The sequence below is a fragment of the Microbacterium sp. ABR10 genome, assembly GCF_057812175.1.
Window position 1 is genome coordinate 1,942,051 of the sequence record NZ_CM173821.1, and the last position, 23,228, is coordinate 1,965,278.

The 23,228-nt window shown below is 70.0% G+C and carries 20 protein-coding genes and 1 tRNA gene; 4 read left to right on the forward strand and 17 right to left on the reverse strand.

Annotated elements, in window-relative coordinates; all coding sequences use genetic code 11:
• Positions 1-7 precede the first annotated feature (7 nt).
• The 4 genes from ACXKZF_RS08975 to ACXKZF_RS08990 all read right to left on the reverse strand — a co-directional run bounded on the left by ACXKZF_RS08975 (position 8) and on the right by ACXKZF_RS08990 (position 2,953).
• Positions 8-973: a 1-phosphofructokinase family hexose kinase gene (locus ACXKZF_RS08975; protein ID WP_488983982.1), complete on the reverse strand. Its 966-nt coding sequence runs from the start codon at positions 971-973 to the stop codon at positions 8-10.
• On the reverse strand, positions 970-1,752 hold the full coding sequence (locus tag ACXKZF_RS08980) for a DeoR/GlpR family DNA-binding transcription regulator (protein ID WP_055955335.1): 783 nt from the start codon (positions 1,750-1,752) through the stop codon (positions 970-972). The genes ACXKZF_RS08975 and ACXKZF_RS08980 overlap by 4 nt, the downstream gene beginning before the upstream one ends.
• A 493-nt stretch (positions 1,753-2,245) precedes the next feature.
• Positions 2,246-2,665 (reverse strand): hypothetical protein, encoded by a 420-nt coding sequence (locus tag ACXKZF_RS08985; RefSeq protein WP_055954004.1) that lies wholly within the window; start codon positions 2,663-2,665, stop codon positions 2,246-2,248.
• Positions 2,666-2,743: 78 nt separating this feature from the next.
• Entirely contained in the window at positions 2,744-2,953 is a 210-nt protein-coding gene (locus tag ACXKZF_RS08990; protein ID WP_055954001.1) for a hypothetical protein, read from the reverse strand.
• A gap of 351 nt (positions 2,954-3,304) precedes the next feature.
• On the opposite strand from ACXKZF_RS08990, the gene ACXKZF_RS08995 reads away from it, so the two are divergent.
• Together ACXKZF_RS08995 and ACXKZF_RS09000 are read left to right on the forward strand one after the other, a co-directional pair.
• Positions 3,305-5,179 (forward strand): hypothetical protein, encoded by a 1,875-nt coding sequence (locus ACXKZF_RS08995; protein ID WP_488983983.1) that lies wholly within the window; start codon positions 3,305-3,307, stop codon positions 5,177-5,179.
• Between the two features lie 131 nt (positions 5,180-5,310).
• Positions 5,311-6,654, forward strand: coding sequence for an APC family permease (locus tag ACXKZF_RS09000; protein ID WP_488983984.1), 1,344 nt, complete (start codon positions 5,311-5,313; stop codon positions 6,652-6,654).
• A gap of 146 nt (positions 6,655-6,800) precedes the next feature.
• Here ACXKZF_RS09000 and ACXKZF_RS09005 read toward each other — a convergent pair whose 3' ends face one another.
• The 4 genes from ACXKZF_RS09005 to ACXKZF_RS09020 form a co-directional block, all read right to left on the reverse strand.
• A complete protein-coding gene (locus ACXKZF_RS09005) occupies positions 6,801-7,487 on the reverse strand; it encodes a hypothetical protein (protein WP_488983985.1) in 687 nt (228 codons plus the stop codon).
• A gap of 215 nt (positions 7,488-7,702) precedes the next feature.
• A tRNA-Gln gene (locus ACXKZF_RS09010) sits at positions 7,703-7,774 on the reverse strand.
• Between the two features lie 440 nt (positions 7,775-8,214).
• Positions 8,215-9,723 (reverse strand): glutamate--tRNA ligase, encoded by a 1,509-nt coding sequence (gene gltX, locus ACXKZF_RS09015; RefSeq protein ID WP_488983986.1) that lies wholly within the window; start codon positions 9,721-9,723, stop codon positions 8,215-8,217.
• A 10-nt stretch (positions 9,724-9,733) separates the two neighbouring features.
• Positions 9,734-10,690: a LysR family transcriptional regulator gene (locus ACXKZF_RS09020; RefSeq protein WP_488983987.1), complete on the reverse strand. Its 957-nt coding sequence runs from the start codon at positions 10,688-10,690 to the stop codon at positions 9,734-9,736.
• 80 nt (positions 10,691-10,770) lie between these two features.
• On the opposite strand from ACXKZF_RS09020, the gene ACXKZF_RS09025 reads away from it, so the two are divergent.
• Positions 10,771-11,976 carry an aminotransferase class V-fold PLP-dependent enzyme gene (locus ACXKZF_RS09025; protein ID WP_488983988.1) on the forward strand — a complete coding sequence of 402 codons (1,206 nt, stop codon included), beginning with the start codon at positions 10,771-10,773 and terminating at the stop codon, positions 11,974-11,976.
• 88 nt (positions 11,977-12,064) lie between these two features.
• Here ACXKZF_RS09025 and ACXKZF_RS09030 read toward each other — a convergent pair whose 3' ends face one another.
• From ACXKZF_RS09030 to ACXKZF_RS09050, 5 genes are all read right to left on the reverse strand, one after another.
• Positions 12,065-13,306, reverse strand: coding sequence for an MFS transporter (locus ACXKZF_RS09030; protein WP_488983989.1), 1,242 nt, complete (start codon positions 13,304-13,306; stop codon positions 12,065-12,067).
• Positions 13,299-14,066: a fumarylacetoacetate hydrolase family protein gene (locus tag ACXKZF_RS09035; RefSeq protein WP_055953976.1), complete on the reverse strand. Its 768-nt coding sequence runs from the start codon at positions 14,064-14,066 to the stop codon at positions 13,299-13,301. The genes ACXKZF_RS09030 and ACXKZF_RS09035 overlap by 8 nt, the downstream gene beginning before the upstream one ends.
• A gap of 494 nt (positions 14,067-14,560) precedes the next feature.
• Complete coding sequence (locus tag ACXKZF_RS09040; RefSeq protein WP_488983990.1) at positions 14,561-15,667, reverse strand: branched-chain amino acid aminotransferase; 1,107 nt, start codon at positions 15,665-15,667, stop codon at positions 14,561-14,563.
• 55 nt (positions 15,668-15,722) lie between these two features.
• Positions 15,723-16,772, reverse strand: coding sequence for a 3-isopropylmalate dehydrogenase (locus ACXKZF_RS09045; RefSeq protein WP_488983991.1), 1,050 nt, complete (start codon positions 16,770-16,772; stop codon positions 15,723-15,725).
• A 25-nt stretch (positions 16,773-16,797) separates the two neighbouring features.
• The gene (locus tag ACXKZF_RS09050; RefSeq protein ID WP_488983992.1) at positions 16,798-18,336 is read right to left on the reverse strand and encodes an MFS transporter; all 1,539 of its coding nucleotides are present in this window, start codon (positions 18,334-18,336) and stop codon (positions 16,798-16,800) included.
• 79 nt (positions 18,337-18,415) lie between these two features.
• On the opposite strand from ACXKZF_RS09050, the gene ACXKZF_RS09055 reads away from it, so the two are divergent.
• Positions 18,416-18,958: a TetR family transcriptional regulator gene (locus tag ACXKZF_RS09055; protein ID WP_488983993.1), complete on the forward strand. Its 543-nt coding sequence runs from the start codon at positions 18,416-18,418 to the stop codon at positions 18,956-18,958.
• Between the two features lie 230 nt (positions 18,959-19,188).
• On the opposite strand, the gene serA is transcribed toward ACXKZF_RS09055, so the two are convergent.
• From serA to ilvC, 4 genes are all read right to left on the reverse strand, one after another.
• Positions 19,189-20,793, reverse strand: a complete 1,605-nt coding sequence (gene serA / locus ACXKZF_RS09060; protein ID WP_055953960.1) for a phosphoglycerate dehydrogenase — start codon at positions 20,791-20,793, stop codon at positions 19,189-19,191.
• Positions 20,794-21,053: 260 nt separating this feature from the next.
• A complete protein-coding gene (locus ACXKZF_RS09065) occupies positions 21,054-21,392 on the reverse strand; it encodes a hypothetical protein (protein ID WP_055953957.1) in 339 nt (112 codons plus the stop codon).
• Entirely contained in the window at positions 21,389-21,958 is a 570-nt protein-coding gene (locus ACXKZF_RS09070) for an ABC-2 family transporter permease (protein WP_055953954.1), read from the reverse strand. Before ACXKZF_RS09070 ends, ACXKZF_RS09065 begins: the two co-directional genes overlap by 4 nt.
• 146 nt (positions 21,959-22,104) lie before the next feature.
• Positions 22,105-23,130, reverse strand: coding sequence for a ketol-acid reductoisomerase (gene ilvC, locus ACXKZF_RS09075; RefSeq protein ID WP_055953951.1), 1,026 nt, complete (start codon positions 23,128-23,130; stop codon positions 22,105-22,107).
• Positions 23,131-23,228 lie beyond the last annotated feature (98 nt).

The window sequence follows — 23,228 nt, forward strand, 5'->3', positions numbered from 1 at the left end:
TCCGTGGTCAGGATGTAGCGATGGGGGTGGCGAAGTCGGTGACGACGATGGATGCGGTGGGCAAGTCGTCGGGTGTCGGGGCCTGGGTCCCCGGCAGGGTCGCGGCCGCGGCGCCGTAGGCGATGCTGCGCGCGAGGCGGTCGGGGGCCGTGGCCCCCTCGAGGTCGGCCAGCAGGTAGCCGGCGAGCGAGCTGTCACCCGCGCCGACAGTGCTGGCGACCTGGATCTTGGGGGCGCGTCCGCGCCAGTCGCCGTCAGCCGTGAACAGCAGGGCGCCGTCGGCTCCGAGGGTGACGAGAGCGGATGCCACGCGGCCGGGCACCAGGGCCCGAGCACGCCGAGCGGCTTCCGCGAGGACGTCGGCGTCGGACGCCGCGTCTTCGCCCACGAGTTCGGCGAGTTCTTCGTGGTTGGGCTTGATCAGGTCGGGGCGAGCGGTCTCGACGACGGCGGCGAGAGCGGCACCCGACGCGTCGACCGCTATACGGGGAGCTGCCGACCCCCAGCGTGCGCGGACGGCACCGACCAGATCGGCGTAGAACGTCGCAGGAACGCCCGGCGGCAGGGAGCCGGCCAGCACGAGCCAGGTGGCTCCCTCGGCCGCGGCGACGACTCCGGCGACGAGCGCCTCGGCCTCGGCGGCCGTGAGTTCGGCGCCCGGCAGGTTCAGCTTGGTGGTCTCGCCCGACGGATCGGTGATGGTGAGGTTGGCGCGTGCACGGCCGGCGACCTCGACGGTCTGCAGGGCGATGCCGGTGTCTTCCAGCAGCATCCGGTACGGATCGTGCGCGTTCACGGGCACGACGGCACGTGCGGGAGCGCCCGCGGCGGACACGACACGGGCGACGTTGACACCCTTGCCGCCCGCGTCTTCACGGGACGACAGGGCGCGCTGCACTTCGCCGGGGGCGAGGGCGTCCAAGAGCACGACGGCGCGGTCGGCCGATGGGTTGGCGGTGACGGTGACGATCATGCGACACGCACCTCGACGTCGGCGTCGGCGAGGGCTTCCGCCAGGGCTGCGGGCGGGGCCGCATCGGTGACGAGAACGTCGATCTCGTCGAGTCGGGCGAAGCGCACGAGCAGTTCCTCTCCGAATTTGGCCGCGTCGGCCACGAGGACGACGCGACGAGCCGACTGGATGATGGCGGCTTTGACGGCCGCCTCCTCGGGGTCGGGGGTGCTCAGGCCGAAGCCGGCGCTAAGTCCGTTGGTGCCCACGAAGGCGATGTCGGGGCGCAGCTGCGCGATGGCACCGACGGTGTGCGCACCGACCGCGGCCGCGGTGACGCCGCGCACGCGCCCGCCGATCGTGGTGAGCGAAAGCTGCTCCTCGCCCGCGAGCAGATGCGCCGCTTCGAGGGAGTGCGTGACGACCTCGACGCCGCCGCCCGTTCCGAGCGTCTCGGGCAGCATCGCCGCCACGGCGGCGGGGGTGGTGCCGCCGTCGAAAAAGATCGAGCCGCGGAATGACGCGCCGAGCAGGCTCGCGGCTTCGGCGGCGATCGCGCGCTTGGCATCGCCCTGACGGTCGCGACGCTCGGTGAGCGTCGACTCGGCGGTGCTCGCCCGATCGGTGCTGACCGCACCGCCGTGCACGCGGCGCAGCGAGCCGGTGCCCTCGAGGCGGTCGAGATCGCGTCGGACGGTCTCGGTCGTGACGTCGAAGCGGCGGGCGAGGTCGACGACGCTGACGCGTCCGACGTCTCGCAGTTCGCGCTCGATGAGCTGCTGGCGCTCCATTGCGTACACGGGATCCCCTTCGAAGATTCCCACACGATACAACACGAAACCACACAGAGCAACAGTCGCGCGAAGATCTGCCGGCGGTGGTCGAGGACGACCTCTCCGCTCCGCGCGGCGCGGGAGGGCGACCCCTGCACCGAATAGGGGGATCGCCGACCATCCCCGGGCGCTGGGCAGGTAGGCGAGCCGTCACTGGCGCGCTGGTCGGATAGGTGCGAGCCATCCCCCGGGCGCAGGGCGGGTAGGCGAGCCGTCCCCCGGGCGCGCTGGACGGGTAGGTGAGCAGTCCCGGCATGGCGAGCGCGGCGAAGAAACTTCACCCTCGCGGCGAGACGCCGTTCCGACCGACGGCGCCGCCCTCCAAAGGTGCACGCGACGTCAGGGTTCAGGGCGCCATGTCGGCGGTCGGCACGCCGCGTCAGCGGTCAGCACGCCACGCCACGTCGGCGGTCGACACGCCGCGTCAGTGGTCAGCACGCCGCGCACGCCGCGCCGGCGGTCAGTACTCGGAAACCGTGATCGTGAACGAGACCGTGGCGCCGTCGGGACCCGTGACGGTGGCCGCGGTGGTGCCCACCTCACGCACGATGAATCCGGGCCGGAAGACGGCACCCTCCGACGGTCCGCCGGCGGAGAACTCCGCGACGGCGACGTCTGCGGTCGTCCCTCTCCACTCCGCTTCGCTGCCCTCGGGCACGGCAAGCACGAGTGAGGTGCCCCGGATGACACGGACGTCTGTGCCCTCGAGGTCGTCCGGCGCGACGGTGGTCGGCGGCAGCATCTGATCCATCCCGGAGGGCGACGGAGCGGTCGACGCCGCTGGATCCGCGGTCGATGGGCCCCCGGATGCCGTCGGGGTGCAGCCGGCGATCAGCAACGGCAGGGCCGCAGCCAGGACGACGATGCTGATGCGCTTCACGAGGACCTCCTTCCGGGATGCTATCCCGCCGCATTGCCACCGCGCGGAGGTGGAGCCGTGTCGTCCGCTCCCCCGTGCTCAGTCGCCGTCGGCCGCCTCAACGGAATGGCCCAACGGGATCGCGATCGAGGTCGTGGAGTCGTTGCCGATCCCGAGCAGACCGGTCGGCGACGCAATCGGACGATCGTCATCGGGCAGCAGCTCGGCTTTCGTGCGCGGGCGCGCAGGCTCCCCCGGCAGGCCCGCCCACTCGCTCGGTTCCTCTGGTCGCTGTACGAAGAGTCCCATGCGTCCATTGTCGCCCCGGTGGGTGTTCTCGGACGGGCCGGGGTTCGATCGGTGACCGCGGTACGCCGCGCTGCTAAGGGCTCGGTCACTGCGCGCGGGGGCCCGCGGCGCACGACGCCCGCCCTTCCCCGCGGGGCCGGGATCAGTTGCCCCGCCCCGGCGGCCGTGCTTTGATGAGCGCGGTCCTGGGGGATCGGGGAGCGCCGCGCCTGATCATTCTGTTGCGGCGCCGGTTCCGGTGGTCGTAGACAGTCGTGTGTCGCTGCTCCATGGGGGCTTGGGGTGGTGTCGCGCGGGCCGGGCACTGACGACGACCCGCGTGCGAGCGCGGTCTACAGGGGGTAAATCATCGTGTCCATTCATCGCGCCAGAAAATCGCTGGCCTGTGCTCTATCGCTCGTCGTGGCGATCGGACTGGTCGGGGGGACCGCCGCGAACGCCGCGGCGAACCCCGTCGATCAGGACTCATCCACCACGGCCGGACGCTGGCACACACCGGAGGAGCGGGAGCAGTCGCCGGCAGAGCGTTCGGCACCGGTCTCACCGAATCGTCTGTTTTCGGCTGCCGCGGCGCCCGCCAACGACATGCTCGCGAATGCGACGAAGGTGTCGTCGCTGCCGTTCCAAACCAGCGGGCAGCCGTATGTCGGCGCCACCCTAGAGGCGGGTGAGCCGGCGACGTGTCGGACGACGGATCCCGACGAGTCCGAGTTCTTCACGGCCGGGGACCGGTCGATCTGGTACTCCTACACCTCTCCGGTCGCCCAGACGCTGTCGTTCGGCGGCGGAGTCGGCTCGGCTTACAGCATGGTCATCGCGTACGCCGCTGCGGCAATGAGTGACCTCACCCGCATCAGCTGCACCGAAGACAGCTTCCGTGAAGAGAACCACCTGCAGGCCAAGGCCGGAGTCACCTACCTTTTCCAAGTGACCGACTCCATCAATCCAGAAGGGTCACCCGGAACCGCGTCTCTCTGGATCCGAGGAAGCGCCCCGATCTCTAACCTCTCCCCCGAGACCGCGACCTCCGTCTCGGTCCCGAGCACGGTGACGGGGTCCATCTCCAAAGTGGACAACAACTGGTACTCGCCCTACGTTGCATCGTGCGGCGGCGACCTCGGGACGCTGTTGGGCACACGCTGGTACAAGTACGTCGCCACGAGCACGACGGGTGTCCGCCTGGATCTGCGCGGCAGTTTCTACGACGCGAACACCATGGTGTGGTCGTCCAACGGAACGGTACCCACCGCACCCCTCGCCTGCCCACGAGGTAACCCGAATGATCCGGGCACCCACGACGCCAACTTCGCATACGCGGATTTCGCGGTGGAACCCGGCAAGACGTACTTCATCCAGGTCGGTGGCTACTACTTCAGCGTCGGCGACTACGAACTCAAGTTCTCCACCTACCAGCTGCCCCTCCTGACGTCGACTCCGACCCCGAAGATCACCGGCACCGCCCAGGTGGGCTCCACGCTCACGGCGAACCCGGGAACCTGGGACGAGGGCACCACCCTCACCTACCAGTGGATGCGAGGCGGCGGCACGTACATCTCCGGGGCGAAGTCATCGACCTACACGGTCAGCCCCGCCGACGCGGGGGCGCAGATCACCGTCGCGGTCACCGCGAGCAAGCCCGGCTTCTCCGGAGCACGCAAGACCAGCGCACCGACGGCCGTCGTCGCCAAGGGCGTGCTCACCTCGGCCACCCCGACGCTCAGCGGGGCGCCGGCCGTCGGCAAGACGGTGACCGTCGCGCCGGGTGCATGGGGACCGTCTCCCGTGACGCTCACCTATCAGTGGCTTCGCGGCGGTGCGTCGATCTCGGGCGCCACGTCGGCGAGCTACACCCCCGTCGCCGCCGATGTCGGAACCCGACTGTCGGTCACGGTGACGGGCACGAAGAGCGGTTACACATCGAAGGCATCGACCAGCACGTCGGCCTTGGTCGCGAACGGCACCCTGACCGGGGCCAAGCCCACCATCACGGGAACGACGAAGGTGGGGTCCACGCTGACCGCGAAAGCCGGCACGTGGGCGCCCGCGCCGGTGACCCTCAGCCACCAGTGGCTGCGGAACGGCGTGGCGATCTCCGGCGCCACCGCCAGCACGTACAAGCTCACCTCTGCGGATAAGGGCAAGCGCATCACCGTCCGGGTCACCGGTACCAAGGCGGGCTACACCACCCTGTCCCAGACCAGCACCGCCACCGCCGCCATCGGGTGATCGGCCGCGCGTCCGTCGCCTCCGCGGATGACGCGGGGGCGACGGGCGTGGTACTACCCCACAGGGCGCGCGGACGCCGGCCGGAACGTCCGGGCTTGCGCCGCGACAGCGGGTGCGGGTGAACTTGGCGGATGTCCACGGAAACCACCGCGTCTTCCCCGGCCGACTCCGGCAAGCTCAAGCGCGTCGTCACGGGACCCCTGCTCTTCGCCTTCATCGTCGGCGACACGCTCGGCGCCGGCATCTACACGCTCGTCGGTTCGATGGCCACCGACGTCGGCGGGGTGATCTGGCTCCCGCTGCTCATCGCGCTCGTCGTGGCGCTGCTGACGGCCGGCACGTATGCCGAGCTCATCACGAAGTACCCCCACGCCGGTGGGGCCGCCCGCTACGCCGAGCGGGCCTTCGGCATCCCGTACGTCTCGTTCCTGGTCGGCTTCCTCATGATGGCCTCCGGCATCACGACGGCGGCGTCGCTGGCGAACGCCTTCGCCGGCGACTATCTCGCTGCGCTGGTGGACATCCCGCCCATCCCCACCGCGATCGCGTTCATCACAATCCTCACGCTCATCAACCTGCGCGGTGTTCGCGAGTCGCTCGGGGCGAACCTGGTGGCATCCGTGATCGAGGTCACCGGTCTCGTCATCGTCATCGTGGTAGCCGCGATGGTCTTCGGCAGCGGAGGGGGCGAACCGGCGCGCATCTTCGAGTTCGCGCCCGACGTGCCCCCGCTGCAGGGCGCCTTCGCCGCCTCGGTCATCGCGTTCTTCTCGTTCCTCGGGTTCGAAGCGGCGGCGAACATGGCGGAGGAGGTCAAGAACCCGTCGCGCACGTACCCGCGCGCCCTGTTCGGGGCGATCGCCACCGCGGCGGTGGTCTACCTGCTCATCGCCCTCGGCGCCGTGATCGTCCTGCCGCCCGCACAATTGGCCGAGTCCACCGGACCGTTGCTCGACGTGGTCGCCGCCAGCGGTGTCGCGATCCCGGCGTGGTTGTTCGGCACGATCGCGCTCGTCGCCATCGCCAACGGCGCACTGCTGTTCATGGTCATGGCCAGCCGCGTCGGATTCGGACTCGCCGAGTCGGGTCTGCTCCCCCACGCCTTCTCGCGCGTGCTGCCGCGGCGCCGCACGCCGTGGGTCTCGATCGTGGTGGTGGGCGCCGCGACGATCGCCCTCTCGTTCGTCGGCGACGTCGCCACCCTGGCCGAGACGACGGTTCTGCTGCTGCTCCTGGTGTTCCTGGCGGCGAACGTCAGCGTGCTGGTGCTGAAGAAGGACGAGGTGGCGCACGAGCACTTCCGCGTCCCCCGCGTCGTCCCCGTGCTGGCGATCATTGCGAGCATCGTGCTGCTCACGCAGCAGACGGGCATCGTCTGGCTCGGCGCGCTCGGTTACATCGCGGTCGGATCGGTGCTGTTCCTGGTCGCGCGGGCGGGGCGTCGGCGTGCCGAGCGCCGCGCCGCGTCGCATTAAGCGGGATGCCGCACGAAATCGATTCAGAAGGGCGTCAACGGGATGCCGCGGGGGTCGGCCCACCGCGCGGAGTCCCGAGTTGCAGTGAGCCGCGTTCCGCACACCACCGAACCGGACGGGCCGGGATGCCGTCGGGGGCGCCCCGGTCAGCGGGAGAGGACGTAGACCAGCTCGAGCGCACCCGCCGCCGTCACCGTCACTTCGCCGCCGATGTCGACGCCGGCGGAGGTCACCGTGGGGAGGCTCATCGTCGTTGCGACGCCCTCTCTCCGCGCCGCTGCGCCGACCTGGTTCTCGAGGGTCGCGATATCGGCATCCGACCATCCCCATTCACCCGCGCGCCCGCGGAGATCAGCGGAGATGCCCGTCCATGAGCCCGAGGATGCCGACACGACGGCGACCCGGGCAAGCACACCGTCCGTCGTGGCGAGGGAGAATCGCATCACTCCGCTGAACCGGAGGTCGCCATCGCTACCCCGCACCTCGACGGGAAGGGGAACGAGCGTCTCGACGGTCGTGGATCCGTCCCCGGGGAGGCCGAGAGCGGCAGCCGGGGCCGGCGCGCCCAGATCGATGGTCACCAAACCCTGTCGATTGAAGAAGTCCTGGCCCGCCTGGTCGAACCGCGACTGGCCGTCGGGGAGCTGTTGGTCGGCCGACGCGACGGGTGTCTCTTCTGTCCACCACGAGTTCGTCATGGCGTACGCACCCACGCCCACCACCGCGCAGATGATCGCGGCGATCCCCAGCGTGATCGCGGTCAGCAGGCGGTTCTTGCGCCTCGCTCGCGCGCTCGGCGACTCGCGCGGGGGCGACGGGGCGGTGGACGTCATGCGTCCTGCCTAACACGACGCGGCGCGCGCTGCCACCCGGGCGGAACGGGGCCGCCGTCCTGAAGGAAGAGCCGTGGGCGCGCAGAAGAAGGCCCCGAAGGAGACCTCGCCACTGGCGGTCGCTCGCCGGCGAGAGCCGCCAAAAAATCAAAACCTCCCCGGACGATTTCCGAAGGAGGGAGAGATTCTCGTGCGCGTACAGCTACTGAGACTTGCTGGGGTACCTGGACTCGAACCAAGAACAACGGAACCAGAAACCGCCGTGTTGCCAATTACACCATACCCCAAGGCGCTGAGCCGGAACTCGTGCCGAGGGACAAGCTTACGTGAGATGCCGGGGTGAGCAAAATCGGGGCCCGTCCGTGCGCGTCACGCCAAGCCGGATCTCGCTGGGACGCGCGATACCCGCAGCTTCCTCGGCAGGGTCTGCGAGGGTCGCGCGCTGCTGCGAGGATCGCGTGCGCCCGGCCGATAGTCGCATGCGCCCCGCCGAGCGTCGTGTGCGCACGACCCAGCCTCGTGTGCGCACGACCCAGCTCGTGTGCGCCCGACCCAGCCTCGCACACGCCCGACCGAGCGTCGCGTGCGCCCGACCCAGCGTCGCACGCCGCCGACCCAACGTCGCACGCGCCTGACCGAGCGCCGTCGCGTCCGCTCCACCCACGCACGGCCCGCTCAAACACCGCGATCCTCGCAGCCTCCGGTCGGGATTCTGCGAGGACCCGGCTCAGCCCAGGTGGGCCACCAGTGCGTTGAGTCGTCGCAGCGTCTCGTCCTTGCCGAGCAGCTCCATCGACTCGAACAGCGGCGGCGACACCCGGCGACCGGTCAGCGCGACGCGGGGCGGGCCGTAGGCGACGCGGGGCTTGAGACCCATCTCGTCGACGAGAGCCGTCGACAGGGCTTCCTGCACACCGGCGGCGGTGAAGTCGTCAACACCTTCCAGGGCGCGGACGGATGCCGTGAGCACCTCGGCCGCGTTCGCCGGGAGCCCCTTCATCGCGTCGTCGGCGTACTCCACGTCGGAGACGAAAAGGAATCCGAGCATGCCCGGCACCTCGCCCAGCAACTGCACGCGCTCCTGCACGAGGGGGGCCGCCTGGGCGATGATCGCACGGTGCTCGGCCGACGGCTCTTCGGCGATGAACCCGGCGCCCGAGAGGTAGGGGACGATCCGGGCGGCGAAGTCGTCGGCATCCAGCAGGCGGATGTGGTCGCCGTTGATCGCCTCGGCCTTCTTCTGGTCGAAGCGGGCGGGGTTGGGGTTGACGTCGGAGATGTCGAACGCGGCGATCATCTCGTCGAGCGAGAACACGTCGCGGTCGCTCGCGAGTGACCAGCCGAGGAGCGAGAGGTAGTTCAGCAGCCCCTCGTGAATGAAGCCCTTCTCGCGCTGCAGGAAGAGGTCTGCCTGCGGGTCGCGCTTGGAGAGTTTCTTGTTCCCCGTCTCGCCCAGCACCAGCGGCATGTGACCGAAGCGCGGGATGAAGGTCGTCACTCCGGCATCCACCAGGGCCGAGTACAACGCGAGCTGCCGGGCCGTGGAGGGCATGAGGTCTTCGCCGCGGATGACGTGGGTGATGCCCATGAGCGCGTCATCGACCGGGTTCACGAACGGGTAGAGGGGCACTCCGCCGGCGCGCACGAGCACGAAGTCGGGGAAGGAGCCGGCCGGGAAGGTGACCTCGCCGCGGATCAGGTCGTCGTAGCTCAGGTCGTGGTCGGGAACGCGCAGGCGCCATGCGGGCTGCCGGCCCTCCGCGCGGAAGGCGGCCCTCTGCTCGTCGGTCAGCTCGCGGTCGTGGTTGTCGTAGCCGAGCTGCTTCGCGCGTCCGTTCGCCTCGTTGCGGGCGTCGATCTCTTCGGCGGTCGAGTAGCTCTCGTACACCGCTCCCGCAGCAACGAGCTTGTCGAGCACCTCGCGGTACAGCTCGTGGCGCTGCGACTGGCGGTAGGGCGCGTGGGGGCCGCCGACCTCGACGCCCTCGTCCCAGTCGATGTTCATCCACCGCAGCGCGTCGAGCAGCTGCTGATAGCTCTCTTCACTGTCGCGAGCGGCATCGGTGTCTTCGATACGGAAGACGAGTTTGCCGCCGTTATGCCGGGCGTAGGCCCAGTTGAACAGGACGGTGCGGATGAGACCTACGTGCGGCAGGCCCGTCGGAGACGGGCAGAAGCGGACGCGAACGTCGGCGCCGGAGGCGGTCGTGGTGCGGGGATCGGGCGTGGCAGACATCCCCTTGATCCTACCGGCGGCGCGCTGCGCGCCCCGAGGGGTGGGGATAGTCGGCGAGCACGTCGGTCACGGCGTCGAGGGCCACTCCCACCGCCGGCACGTTCTCGGCCCCGCGGGCGGTGACGACGTGCAGGGTCCGAGCCTCGGCATCCGGCAGGCGGGGCACGGCGATGCCCGACAGCAGGGGCATGGATGCCACGGCCATGCGCGGCAGGATGGCCACGCCCACGCCCTGCGCGACGAGGTTCTCGACCGCGATGTAGTTGTCGGTCTCGAACGCGATGTCGGGTACGAACCCGGCGCGCGCGCACGCCTCGAGCAAGTGGCCGCGGCACTGCGGGCATCCGGCGATCCACCTCTCCCCCGCCAGGCGCGACAGGTCGATCGGGCCTTCGGCGGCCGGGTGGTCGACGGGGAGCACGAGCACCGTGTCATCGCCGCCCACCGTGCGAACGGCGAGTCCCGTGGCCGCGAGGTCGAGCTCGCGGCGGTCGCCGGGGTAGCTGTAGGTGAGGGCGATGTCGGCGCGGTCCTCGCGCACGGCGACGATGGCCTCGGGGGGCTCGGCCTCGACGAAGCTGATCGACACGCCGGGCCGGCGCGCCGTCATTGCCGCGATCACGCGCGGCACGACCGTCGACGACGCCGAGGGGAAGGCAGCGATGCGCACACGTCCCGCGCGGAGTCCCCGGAGTTCGGCGAGGTCGCCCGCCGCGGCATCCAATGCCGTCGTCACCGCCGCGGCGTGCCGCGCGAGAACCCGGCCGGCCTCGGTCAGGCGCACGCCCCGGCCGACGCGCTCGACGATGGGCATGCCCGCGCGGCGTTCCAGGCGGCGCAGCTGTTGGCTCACGGCGGGCTGGCTGTAGCCGAGCAGACGAGCCGCGGCCGTGATCGACCCCGCGTCGGAGATCGCCTTCACGACCCGCAGGGAGTGGGCGTCGAGGTCGTCGTCGGCATCCGTCACCCCGATACATAAGCAGAGACGATGATTCTCATGCAACACCTGTCCTAGTGCAATGAGCTCGCTCGCGCGAACCTGGATCCATGAGCACCCTCGCATCGCACTTCACCGGCGGCCGCGACTACCTCGCCGCGTGCACGCTCGGCATCCCCGCGCGCGGGACCGTGCGCGCCGTCCGCGCAGATCTGGACGCCGCGGCATCCGGTCGCCCCGATATCGCCGCAGCGTCGCGCGCCGTCGAAGACGCCCGCTCGGCCTACGCACGTCTGGTCCACTCCCCCGTCGGTGACGTGGCCATCGCATCGCAGACCTCGGTGATGGTGTCGCTCATCGCCGCCTCCCTGCCCGAAGGCGCTGAGGTTCTGTGCCCCGAGGGTGACTTCTCGTCGCTGGTCGCACCGTTCGTGCACGCCGGGCGCGGCATCCGCCTGCGCACGGCGCCACTCGCCCACCTCGCCGACGCCGTGACGAGCGACACCTCGCTCGTGGCGTTCTCGCTCGTGCAGTCGGCGACGGGCGAGGTGGCGGACGCCGCCGGCATCGCCGCCGCGGCGACCCGCGCAGGCGCCCGCACGCTCTGCGACCTGACCCAGGCCGCGGGCTGGCTGCCGGTCGACGCGACGCTGTTCGATGCGACCGTCTGCCACGCGTACAAGTGGCTGTGCTGCCCTCGCGGCGTGGGCTTCCTGACCGTGACCCCGTCCTTCGCCGCGACCCTGCGTCCCGTACAGGCGGGGTGGTACTCGGGCGACGATCCATGGTCGTCGTGCTACGGCACCGGGGGGCCGCTCGCCTCCGATGCCCGTCGCTTCGACGTCTCGCCCGCGTGGCAGGCCTTCGTCGGCGCCGCCCCCGCGCTCGAGATGTTCGCCGACGCCGACATCACCGAACTGCATGCCCACGCGACGGGCCTCGCGGCGCGTTTCCGTGCGGGACTGGGCCTCGCCCACCCGACGCGTCCGTCCGCGATCGTCACGTGGCCGGATGCCACGGGTGAGGCACTGGCGCGACTGACGGCACACGGCATCACGGCGTCGGGCCGAGCGGGTCGGGCGCGGGTCGCGTTCCACGTGTTCAACGACGACGCCGACGTGAATAGGGCGCTCGAGGCGTTGGGCGCGGGTGGTGCTGTCGGAGCGCGCGGTGCGAGTGGCGTGCTCGGCGCGGGTCGAGCGCATGCTGCGGAGGGAGCGGGCGACGTTGTCGGCGTGCTCCATCTGAGCGGAGCCGAGGGCACCGCCGCGCCGGACTCCGCGCACCGCGTCGGCGCGTTGAGCTACTCGATCTGACCCGTCGGAAGAATCCCCGGATCAGGCGCGCGTCTCACGCCGGATGCGTATCTCACCCCAGCCGCGAGTCTGGCAACGGACGCGTTTGTCACGCTGGACGCGAGCGCACGAAGACCGCGCCCGCGCACACGACAGCGATCGGCACGAACGCCCAGAGCGCGAGACCGCCGTACCCGACGAGGCCCAGGATGAGCCCTGCGAGCACCGACCCGACGGCGGCGGACCCGGTCATCAGCGTGTCGCTGCGTCCCTGACGCCGAGGGCGAGCGGCGAGCGGCGTCGCTTCGGTGAGCAGGGCCGAACCGGCGACGGTCGCCGCGCTCCAGCCGAGGCCGAGAAGCAGTAGCGCGATGAGGACGCCGGTCTGCGAGTCCGCGGCGGTCGACACGACCGTGAGGGCCACCGCCAGAAGCACCTGGCCCAGCAGGATCACGGGGATGCGACCGACGCGATCAGCGAGGATGCCGAACACCGGAGACAGCCCGTACATCCCGAACACGTGCAGCGAGATCGTGACTCCCACGGCGACGGTCACGGCATCCGGTGCCACGATGTGGGCGAGATGCACCGGGGTCATCGCCATCACGGCCGCCATCGTGACGTGAGACGCTGCGACCGCGAGCATCGCGAAGCGGGCGATGCGAGGTCGATCGACCTCGGGCGAGGCCCGGGCTGTCGGCGCCCTCTCGCGGTCGAGCCGTTGCGCGAGCAGCAGCGGGTCGGGGCGCAGGACCAGAACGTACAGTGCGAACGCGCATGCCTGGGCGAGGAGCGAGAAGAGGTAGGCGCCCGTGAGGCGGGGCATGCCGATGCTGGCACCGAGGAGTTCTCCCGGCGCCAGGAGCAGCGGACCCACGACTCCACCGACCGTGGTCGCCCAGACCACCGTTGCGAGGTCGCGGCCGCGCCGGGCCGTCGTCGAGAGGTCGGTTGCGGCGAAGCGCGACTGCAGGGTGGCCGCGTTGCCCGCGCCGATCAGCGCAATGCCCACGAGTAGCAGCGGGAACGCGCGCGTCGCAGCGGCGAGGATCACGAGGGCGATGCCGCTCAGGGCGGCGACGTTGCCGGTCGTCAGCGCGATCCGTCGCCCACGCCGCGCGGCCAGGCGCGCCAGCGGGATCGCCGTCAGGGCTGCACCGAGGGTCACCGAGGCGGTGGCGAACCCCGAGAGCGATTCTTCGCCAGACAGGTCGGCGGCCAGCAGGGCCCCCAACGACAGCGTCGAGCCGAATGCGACGCCGCTGAGCACCTGCCCAGCCGCCAGCACCCGCACCGTGCGGCGTTGCGCGGCGACGAGATCGATCGCCGCGGGCGCCGCGAGGTCAGGCATCACGCGCTGTGTTGCGCAGGATCCCGATGCCCTCGATCTCGACCTCGATCGTGTCACCCGCGTCGAATGACCCGATGCCCGCGGGAGTGCCCGTGAGGATCAGGTCTCCGGGCAGCAGCGTGAACACCGCCGACGCGTAGGCGATGAGGGCGGGGATGCCGTGGATCATGTCGGACACGGGGCCGTTCTGGCGCACCTCGCCGTTGACCCGCGTCGTGATGACGGCCGCGTCGAGATCGAGGTCGGTCTCGATGACCGGTCCGACCGGGCAGAACGTGTCGAAACCCTTGGCGCGCGACCACTGACCGTCACTGCGCTGCAGATCGCGCGCCGTGACGTCGTTGGCGACGGTGTACCCGAGGATGTAGTCGCTCGCGCGCTCAGCGGGGACGTTCTTGGCGACGCGGCCGATGACGACGGCCAGCTCGCCCTCGTAGTCGGTGTGGGAACTCAGTGCCGTGGGGCGCACGATCGCGTCACCCGGGCCGATGACCGACGTGTTGGGCTTGAGGAACATCAGCGGTTCGGCGGGGGCCTCGCTCCCCATCTCGGCGGCGTGATCGCGGTAGTTCTTGCCGATGCACACGACCTTGGAACGCGGGATGACCGGGGCGAGCAGAGCCACCTCGGTGAGAGGCACGCGTTCCCCCGTGGTGTCGAACCCGGCGAACATCGGGTCGCCGGCGAGCACGACGAGTTCGCCGTCGTCGACGATCCCGTAGCGAATGGCATCCTGGTGGCTGAATCGTGCGATCTTCACCGGTTCAGCCTATCCGCGAGGTCCGACATCGCCGGGGCGTTCCACAGCCTGCCGCGATGCGGGCTGCCCCGCGGTGCTGCTGGCCCCTGCGCCTCGGCGCTGCTGCGCTCCTGCGCCCCGGCACTGCTGCGCCCCGGCATTGCTGCGCCCCGGCACTGCTGCGCCCCGGTACTCCTGCGCCCCGGCGCTGCTGCGCCCCTGCACTGCTGCGCCCGGCACCGCTGCGCCCCGGCGCTGCTGCGCCCCGGCACCGCGGTGCTGCCGCGCCCCGACGCCCCTCCCCAGGAAGGTCGCCGCGTGCGCTGGCCCCGGGAGCACGCATAAACACGATCTCTGTCGATAAACGGGGCGTCAGCGTGTTTATCGACACGAATCGCGTTTATGCCGCGGGGGCCCGGGGACACAGGCTTCGGTCTTTCCGCGAATCCACTCAGGATTCAGCGCGAACGACGGAGGGACCCCCGGCATCCGGGAGTCCCTCCGTGTGCGACGCGTCAGGCGTCGAGTCTGTACAACCAGCCGTGCTTGTCTTCCGCGCGGCCGTACTGGATGTTCGTCAGCTCTTCGCGCAGTTCGAGGGCGAGGGTGCCGGTGGGCTGCTCGTCGATGAAGTCGCGACCCTTGAGCGTGCCGATGGGGGTGACGACGGCGGCGGTTCCACAGGCGAACACCTCGACGATGTCTCCGGATGCCACGCCCTCGCGCCATTCCTTCAGCGAGACGTTGCGTCCCTCGACGTGGTGTCCGCGGTCACGGGCGAGCTGAAGGAGCGAGTCGCGGGTGATGCCCTCGAGGATCGAGTCGGACTGCGGGGTGACGATGGTGCCGTCTTTGTAGACGAACACGACGTTCATGCCGCCGAGCTCTTCGACGTTGCGGTCCTGGTCGAGGAACACGACCTGGTCGCACTCGTTCTCGTACGCCTCGGACTGCGGCAGCAGGCTGGCGGCGTAGTTGCCCCCTGTCTTGGCCGCACCCGTGCCGCCCTTGCCGGCGCGCGAGTAGTCCTCGCTGAGCCAGATCGAGACGGGCTTCACGCCGCCCTTGAAGTAGGCGCCCGCGGGACTGGCGATCACGTAGAAGGCCACCTTGTGCGCGGGGCGCACACCGAGGAAGGCCTCCTTCGCGAACATGAAGGGCCGCAGGTACAGGCTCTGGTCTTCGCCGGAGGGAACCCACGCACCGTCGACGGCGATGAGTTCGCGCAGCGCCTGCAGGAAGTACGGAACGGGCAGCTCGGGCAGAGCCAGACGGCGGGCCGAACGCTGCAGGCGACGACCGTTCTGATCGGGGCGGAACGTGTGCACCGACCCGTCGGCGTGACGGTAGGCCTTGATGCCCTCGAAGATCTCCTGCCCGTAGTGCAGGACGGCCGCAGCCGGGTCGAGGGAGATGGGGCCGTAGGGCGAGACGCGCGGGCGGTGCCATCCGCCGCGGACCGACCAGCAGATGTCGACCATGTGGTCGGTGAAGCTCTGCCCGAAGCCGGGGGCGGCGAGGATGGCGTCGCGGTCGGCATTGCTCTTGGCTGCGAGATTGCGGGTGACGGCGAACTCGAGCGGGTCGAGTCCGGTGTCGGGGTCGGTGTCGATGGTGGTCATCTGGGGATCCAAAACTGTTCGATGCACGGGGGTGATGCGGGCCGATCGGTCCAGGTTACGCCTGGACGCGTTCGGCGATGGCGTCACCGACCTGCGCGGTGGTTCGGGCGCCGACACGGCTCGCGATGTCATCCTCGACCGCGCGGGTGACGCGGGCGGCCTCGTCGGTGAGCCCGAGATGATCGAGCAGGAGGGCGACGGAGAGGATCGCGGCCGTGGGGTCGGCCTTCTGAGTACCCGCGATGTCGGGCGCCGATCCGTGGACGGGCTCGAACATCGAGGGGAACGCGCCGTCGGGGTTGATGTTGCCCGATGCGGCGAGGCCGATGCCTCCGGTGACGGCGCCGGCCAAGTCGGTCAAGATGTCGCCGAAGAGGTTGTCGGTGACGATCACGTCGAAGCGGCCCGGGTTCGTGACCAGGAAGATCGTCGCCGCGTCGACGTGCAGGTAGTCTACGTCGACCCCCGGGAACTCGGATGCCACGGCATCCACGATCCGCTTCCACATGCCGCCCGCGTGCACGAGCACGTTGGTCTTGTGTACAAGGGTCAGCTTGTGACGTCGCCGCTCGGCGAGAGCGAAGGCATAGCGGACGACGCGCTCGACGCCGTATGCGGTGTTGACGGAGGTCTCGTTGGCGACCTCGTGCGCCGTGCCGCGGCGGATCGAACCGCCGTTGCCGACGTAGGGGCCCTCGGTCCCCTCGCGAACGACGACGAAGTCGATCTCACCGGGATCGGCCAGCGGTCCCGTCGCGCCGGGGTAGAGCTTGGACGGGCGGAGGTTGACGTAGTGGTCGAGCTCGAAACGCAGCTTCAGCAGCAGACCGCGCTCGATATTCGCGTCCTTGAGTCGGGGGTCACCGGGAACCCCGCCGACGGCACCCAGCAGGATGGCGTCGTGCGCGGCGATCGCGGAGAGGTCGTCGTCGGTGAGGGTGTCACCGGTCTCGAGGTACCGTCCGGCCCCGAGGGAGAACGGCGTCTTCTCGAACGACACGTCCGAGGCGGCGGTGACGGCGTCGAGGACCTTCACGGCCTCGGTGACGACCTCGGGACCGATGCCGTCACCGGGAATGACGGCCAGCTTCACGACACGCGACATCGCTCTCCTCAGAGCTCGGGGCACGTCACTTCTTGGACGTGCTGCGGGTTCCTCCCAGGGTAGCGGCAGCGATCAGTCCGGCCACGACGATCAGCACCGCACCGATGAGCGCGGTGACCACGACACCCGAATCGAAGGCGTGCGCCGCCGCCAGGCGCAACGACTCCGCCAGCGCGGCGTCGTCGAGCGTGTGCGACACGGCCACGGCCCCGGCGAGGGTCTCGCGAGCAGCCTGTGCTGCGGCGTCGGGCAGACCGGCGGGCAGCACGAGCTGCGTCCGGTAGAACGCGGCGAGGATTCCGCCGAGCACCGCCGTTCCGAGGACGGCACCGACCTCGTACGCCGTCTCGGATACGGCGCTCGCGGCGCCCGCCTTGGCGGACGGAGCGCTGGAGAGGATCAGTTCATTCGACACGGTCTCGGCCGCGCCGATGCCGATGCCGAGCAGCCCGAAGGCAACGATGAGCTGCACCAGGTCGGCAGTGGAGAAGGCGACCATCACGTAGGCCACGACCGAGAACGACAGCGCGATCGGAACGACGATGCGCGGGGCGAAGCGTTTGGCGACGGGCACGATCGCCAAGCCGGACACGATCATCAACACGAGTCCGGGCAGGAGGGCGAAGCCCGCGACCATCGGGGAAAGACCGACGACCAGCTGCAGATGCTGCGCGACGAAGTAGAGGAAGCCGACGAGGCCGACGACGCTGAGCAGATTCACGAGGATCGCGCCCGAGAACGTGCCGCGGTGGAACAGCGTCATATCGAGCATGGGGTTGTCGAGGCCCCGCTGTCGCCGCACGAACAGCCAGCCGAAGACGATGCCGACCACGAACAGCGCGGGCGCGAGCGAAAGCGGGCCCTCGACCGCGAGCTTCTTGATGCCGTAGACGATCGGCACCATCGTGGCGAGCGAGAGGACCACGCTCATCGGGTCGAAGCGGCCCGGCGCCGGGTCGCGGCTCTCGGGCACGAAGAACGGAGCGAGGACCAGGAGCGGCACGAGGACCGGTACCGCCATGAGGAACACCGAACCCCACGAGAAGTGCTCGAGCAGGAAGCCGCCCACGATCGGTCCCAGGGCGGCACCGGCCGAGAAGCCGGAGGCCCACACGGCGATCGCGAACCGCCGCTGGTCGCGGTCACGGAAGATGCTGCGCAGGAGCGACAGGGTCGACGGCATGAGCATGGCGCCGAAGACACCCATCAGGGCGCGGCCGGCGATGAGCAGAGCCGCGGTCGGCGCGAATGCCGACAGGGCGGACACGGCCGCGAAGCCCGTGGCGCCGATGAGCAGCATGCGCTTGCGACCGAACCGGTCGCCGAGCGTTCCCATCGTCACCAGCAGACCCGCGAGGACGAGCGGGTAGACGTCGATGATCCACAGCTGCTCGATGCTCGAGGGCTGCAGGTCGAGGGCGATCTCGGGAAGGGCGAAACTCAGCACTGTGTTGTCGACCGAGACCAGCAGCACGGGCAGCATGAGCACCGCCAGCGCGAACCATCCGCGCCAGCCGGCGCGGGGCACGTTGATCTCTTGAGTGGGCAACGACGAGGTGAGCATGGTTCCGTTCCGTTTCTTAACCGTCCAGCCGGTATAGTATCAGACGGAGCCGCCCGTCCGCACGTACGATCGAGGAGACATGAGCCGCCCTCCCCTCGCCCGCGACGCCGTCCTCGATGCGTTCACTCGCATCCTCGTCGACGAGGGCGAGCGTGCCGCGACGATGGATGCCACCGCACGCACCGCGGGCGTGTCCAAGGGCGGGCTGCTCTACCATTTCAGCTCCAAGAGCGCCCTGGAGTCGGCCCTCGTCGAACGCCTCGAGCGTCTCGCCCAGGAAGACGTCGCCGAGATCGAAGATTCCGACGAGGGCGTCGTCGCCGCGCACCTCCGCTCTTCCCAGAACACCGGCTCACCCCTCGACGTGACGATCCTCGCGGTGTCGCGCCTCGCGCAGAACGGCAACGACGCGGCATCCGCCTCCCTCCGGCGTGTCCGCGAGCTTTGGGAAGACAGCCTCCGCGCGCACACGCGGGACGAGACCGCCCTGCAGATAGTGCTGCTGGTCAGCGACGGCCTCTACTTCAACGCCGTGCTCGACCTCAACGCCGTACCCGGGCCGCAGCTCGGAGGTGCCGACCTCGACCGGTTGATCGCCGCGGTTGTCGCCGCGACCACCTGACACGACGCGGGCACGCCCGCGCGTCGACATCACGCCCGTGCCCGCGACGCCACCGGCACGCACGCGACTCACCATCACGCCCACGCCCGCGCCACCACCGGCACGCCCGCGACCCATCATCGCGCCCGCGCCACCACCAGCACCTGCACCAGGACTCTCAGGCCGGTCGATACAGATACCAGAAAGAGGGGGCCGCCGCAGCGACCCCCTCCCCCACGACCTCCCGGTCGTCAGTCCTCGACGATGTCGATCTGTCGGAACAGGTCAGCGCCGACGGCCTCGCGCATGGCGCCGAGGATGTCGTCGGGCACCGGCGAATCCACCGTGAGCACGGAGAGCGCACGGCCCGTGGCATCCGGAGCCGCCACCTGCAGACCGGCGATGTTGATACCCGCCTCGCCCAGCTTCTGGCCGTAGATGGCGACGATGCCGGGGCGGTCGGCGTAACGCATCACGAGGTGGTGCTTCTCGATGGGCACCTCGATGTCGTAGCCGTTGATCGAGACGACCTTGGGCACCATGCGGGTCCCGGCGAGCGTACCGGCGACCGTCAGCGTGGAGCCGTCGGCCAGGGTGCCCCGCAGGATCGTGATGTTGCGGTACAGCGGGCTCTCGGCCTCGACCACCAGGCGCGCCTCGACGCCCCGCTGCTCGGCGAACAGGGGTGCGTTCACGTACGACACGCTCTCGCTGACGATGCGGCTGAAGTAGCCCTTCAGCGCCGCCAGGCGGTAGACGCTCACGTCGTACTGCGCGAGCTCGCCGCGCACCTCGATGTCGAGGCTCGTGAGCGCACTGTCGGCGAGGCCGCTGAAGAACTGGCCGAGCATCTCGACCAGCGCGATACCGGGGCGCACGAACGGGTCGATCGCGCCGCCGGCGACGTTCACGGCATCCGGAACGAGGTCGCCCTCGAGCGCGAGCTTGACCGAGCGAGCGACCGAGACGCCGGCCTTCTCCTGCGCCTCTTCGGTGCTGGCACCGAGGTGCGGAGTGACCACGACGTTCGGCAGGTCGAGCAGACGGCGCGCCGGGCCATCCTGGGCGGGCGGCTCGGTGGAGAACACGTCGAGACCCGCCCCGGCGATCTCGCCCGTGGTGAGCGCCTCGAAGAGCGCGTTCTCGTCGATGAGTCCGCCGCGGGCGACGTTGATCACGTAGGCCGTCTTCTTCATGCGGCGCAGCTGTTCGGCGCCGATCATGCCCGTGGTCTCGGGCGTCTTCGGCATGTGGATCGTGACGAAGTCGCTCTGCTCGAGGAGCTCGTCGAGCGAGACGAGCTGCACGCCGAGCTGCTGCGCGCGAGCGGCGGTGACGTAGGGGTCGTACGCGATGACGCGCATGTCGAAACCCTGCAGACGGGCGGCGATGAGGGCGCCGATCCGGCCGAGACCGATGATGCCGATCGTCTTCTCGAACAGCTCGGTGCCGGTGAAAGAGCTGCGCTTCCACAGGCCCTGCGCGAGCGAGGCGTGTGCGGCGGGGATGCGGCGCGCGAGGCTCAGCACGTGCCCGACAGTGAGCTCGGCGGCGGAGATGATGTTCGACGTCGGAGCGTTGACGACCATCACACCGGCAGCGGTGGCCGACTTGATGTCGACGTTGTCGAGACCGACACCGGCGCGGGCGACCACCTTCAGCGACGGCGCCGCGGCGAGGGCCTCGGCGTCGATCTGGGTGGCCGAGCGCACCAGCACCGCGTGCGCGTCGGCAAGGGCCGAGAGCAGCGCGGGGCGGTCGGTCCCGTCGACGTTGCGCACGTCGAAGTCGGGGCCGAGCGCGTCGATCGTGGCGGGAGAGAGTTCTTCGGCGATGAGCACGACGGGCTTCGTCACGGATGCGTCCTTCGAAACGGTGCTGGGGACTGGCGCGCACCGCCGCGCACCACCGGCGCGAGCCGGGCGCGCGACCCGTACGGGCCGTCTGCCAGCCTAGCGCGGAGGCGAGGACGCGCCCGACCGTGTGACGGCGGACGATGGATGCCGGGACCCCGCCACCGCGGTCCACAACGTGTGACGGTACCCCGCCGACTTCCGTCCGCCAGCGGCGATCGACCCGTCAGCGATCCATGTCCGGGGACCGCCGAATCGACGCGTCAGCCCCCGTACAGGCCGTACGACGTCGTTCCATAGCCGACGATTGCCAGCCAGAACGCCGCCGACACCGTCAACCCGGCGAGCAGCGCGATCGCGAACTCCCCCGCCCGGCGGCGAGCCCCGATCGCGAAGGCCGCGCCGAATGCGAGGAGGGGGAACGCGATGGGCAGGATGTAGACGAACCATCCCAGTCCGTTGAGCCCGAGCGGTCCGTTCACCTGCTGGATCAACAGCGCGACCGAACTCCACACGACGTAGGCGTAGAACAGGCCGAACACTCCGGCGATCGTCACGACCAGCCAGGTGGGCAGATGGCGGGTGCGCACGGTCTCGCTCATGCGAAGGCTCCCAACGAGAGGAAGGGCCAGGGAACGAGCAGCACGATCCCGAGGATCAGCAGCAGGAAACGCTGCCAGGTGCGCCACGACCGGGTCAGAGCGAGCACCGCGACGAACCACACGAGGGGGGCGAGGGCAGCGCCGATCGTCAGGGCGATCAGCGTGACGGACGGGATGGGCAGTCCCAGCCCCTGCAGCCGCAGGCCGGCGACGAGCCATCCGACGGCGAATAGCAGGAAGGTGGCGGCGACCATGCCGATGCCGATCAGGCCGGCGTTGCCCAGCGGCCTCGAGTGAACGGCATCCTGTTCGTCGTCTTCGGACTCGACGTCGTCGGCTTCCGGATGCCGGGCGGCCGGCGCCGTGGACGATGAACGGGCCTGCAGGGGCTCGGGCGCCGGCTGCAGGGGCTCCGGTCCACGCGCCTCCGCTGCGGGCTCGGAAGCCGGGACAGGCTCGGACGCCGCGGGAGCGGCGCGATCGGGCATGGCCTTCTCGCCGACATCGAGCGTCGGGTCGTCGTCACCGCCCCACGAGAGGGCATCGTCATCGCGCGGAGTGCTCACGCGTCCACGCTAGCGGCGCTCTCCCGCCGTCGGCGCGCGCCCCGCCGCGCGCACCGTGCGCGCCGCACCACATCCGACCGGTGGCTCGGACCCGAGACGAGGAACGCCCCGCGGCCGGAGCCGCGGGGCGTTCAAGGGTGAGGAACTCAGCGCGCGGCCGAGCCTTCGACGTAGTCGCTGTCCTGCTGCTTCCAGGCGAAGAGGCCGCGAAGCTCCTTGCCGGTCGCCTCGATGGGGTGACCCTGCTCCTTCTCGCGGAGCTCGAGGAACTCGGTGGCACCGTTGTCCTGGTCGTCGATGAAGCGCTTTGCGAACGCGCCCGACTGGATGTCGGCGAGCACGGCCTGCATGCTCGTCTTGACCTCGGGCGAGATGACGCGGGGGCCGGAGACGTAGTCGCCGTACTCGGCGGTGTCGGAGATCGACCAGCGCTGCTTGGCGATGCCGCCCTCCCACATGAGGTCCACGATGAGCTTGAGCTCGTGCAGAACCTCGAAGTAGGCGATCTGCGGCTGGTAGCCCGCCTCGACGAGAGTCTCGAAGCCGTACTGCACGAGGTGGCTCATGCCACCGCAGAGAACGGCCTGCTCGCCGAACAGGTCGGTCTCGGTCTCTTCGGTGAAGGTCGTCTTGATGACACCGGCACGGGTGCCGCCGATGGCCTTCGCGTACGACAGGGCGGTGTCCCAGGCCGAGCCCGAGGCGTCGCGCTCGACGGCGATGATGTCGGGGATGCCGCGGCCGGCGACGTACTCGCGACGCACGGTGTGACCGGGGGCCTTGGGCGCGATGAGGATGACGTCGACACCCTCGGGCGCGTCGATGTAGCCGAAGCGGATGTTGAAGCCGTGCGCGAAGGCGAGCGTCTTGCCCTCGGTCAGCTTGTCTTTGATCGAGTCGGCAAAGATCGACCGCTGGTGCTGGTCGGGCGCGAGCACCATGATCAGGTCGGCCCACTCGGCAGCATCGGCGACGTTCTTGACCTCGAAGCCGTCTTCCTGCGCCTTGGCGGCCGACTTCGAGCCGTCCTTGAGCGCGATGACGACCTCGACGCCGGAGTCGCGCAGGTTCTGCGCGTGGGCGTGACCCTGCGAGCCGTAGCCGACGATCGCGACCTTCTTGCCCTGGATGATCGAGAGGTCGGCGTCGTCGTCGTAGAAGATCTCTGCCATGAGGATGTTTCTCCTTGAGTCAGGTCCCAGAGCGAGTCGAAGGGACCGGGGTTGTGGAACGTGTGAAGTGGAAGATGTGGGCCGCTCGAAAGGCTCGA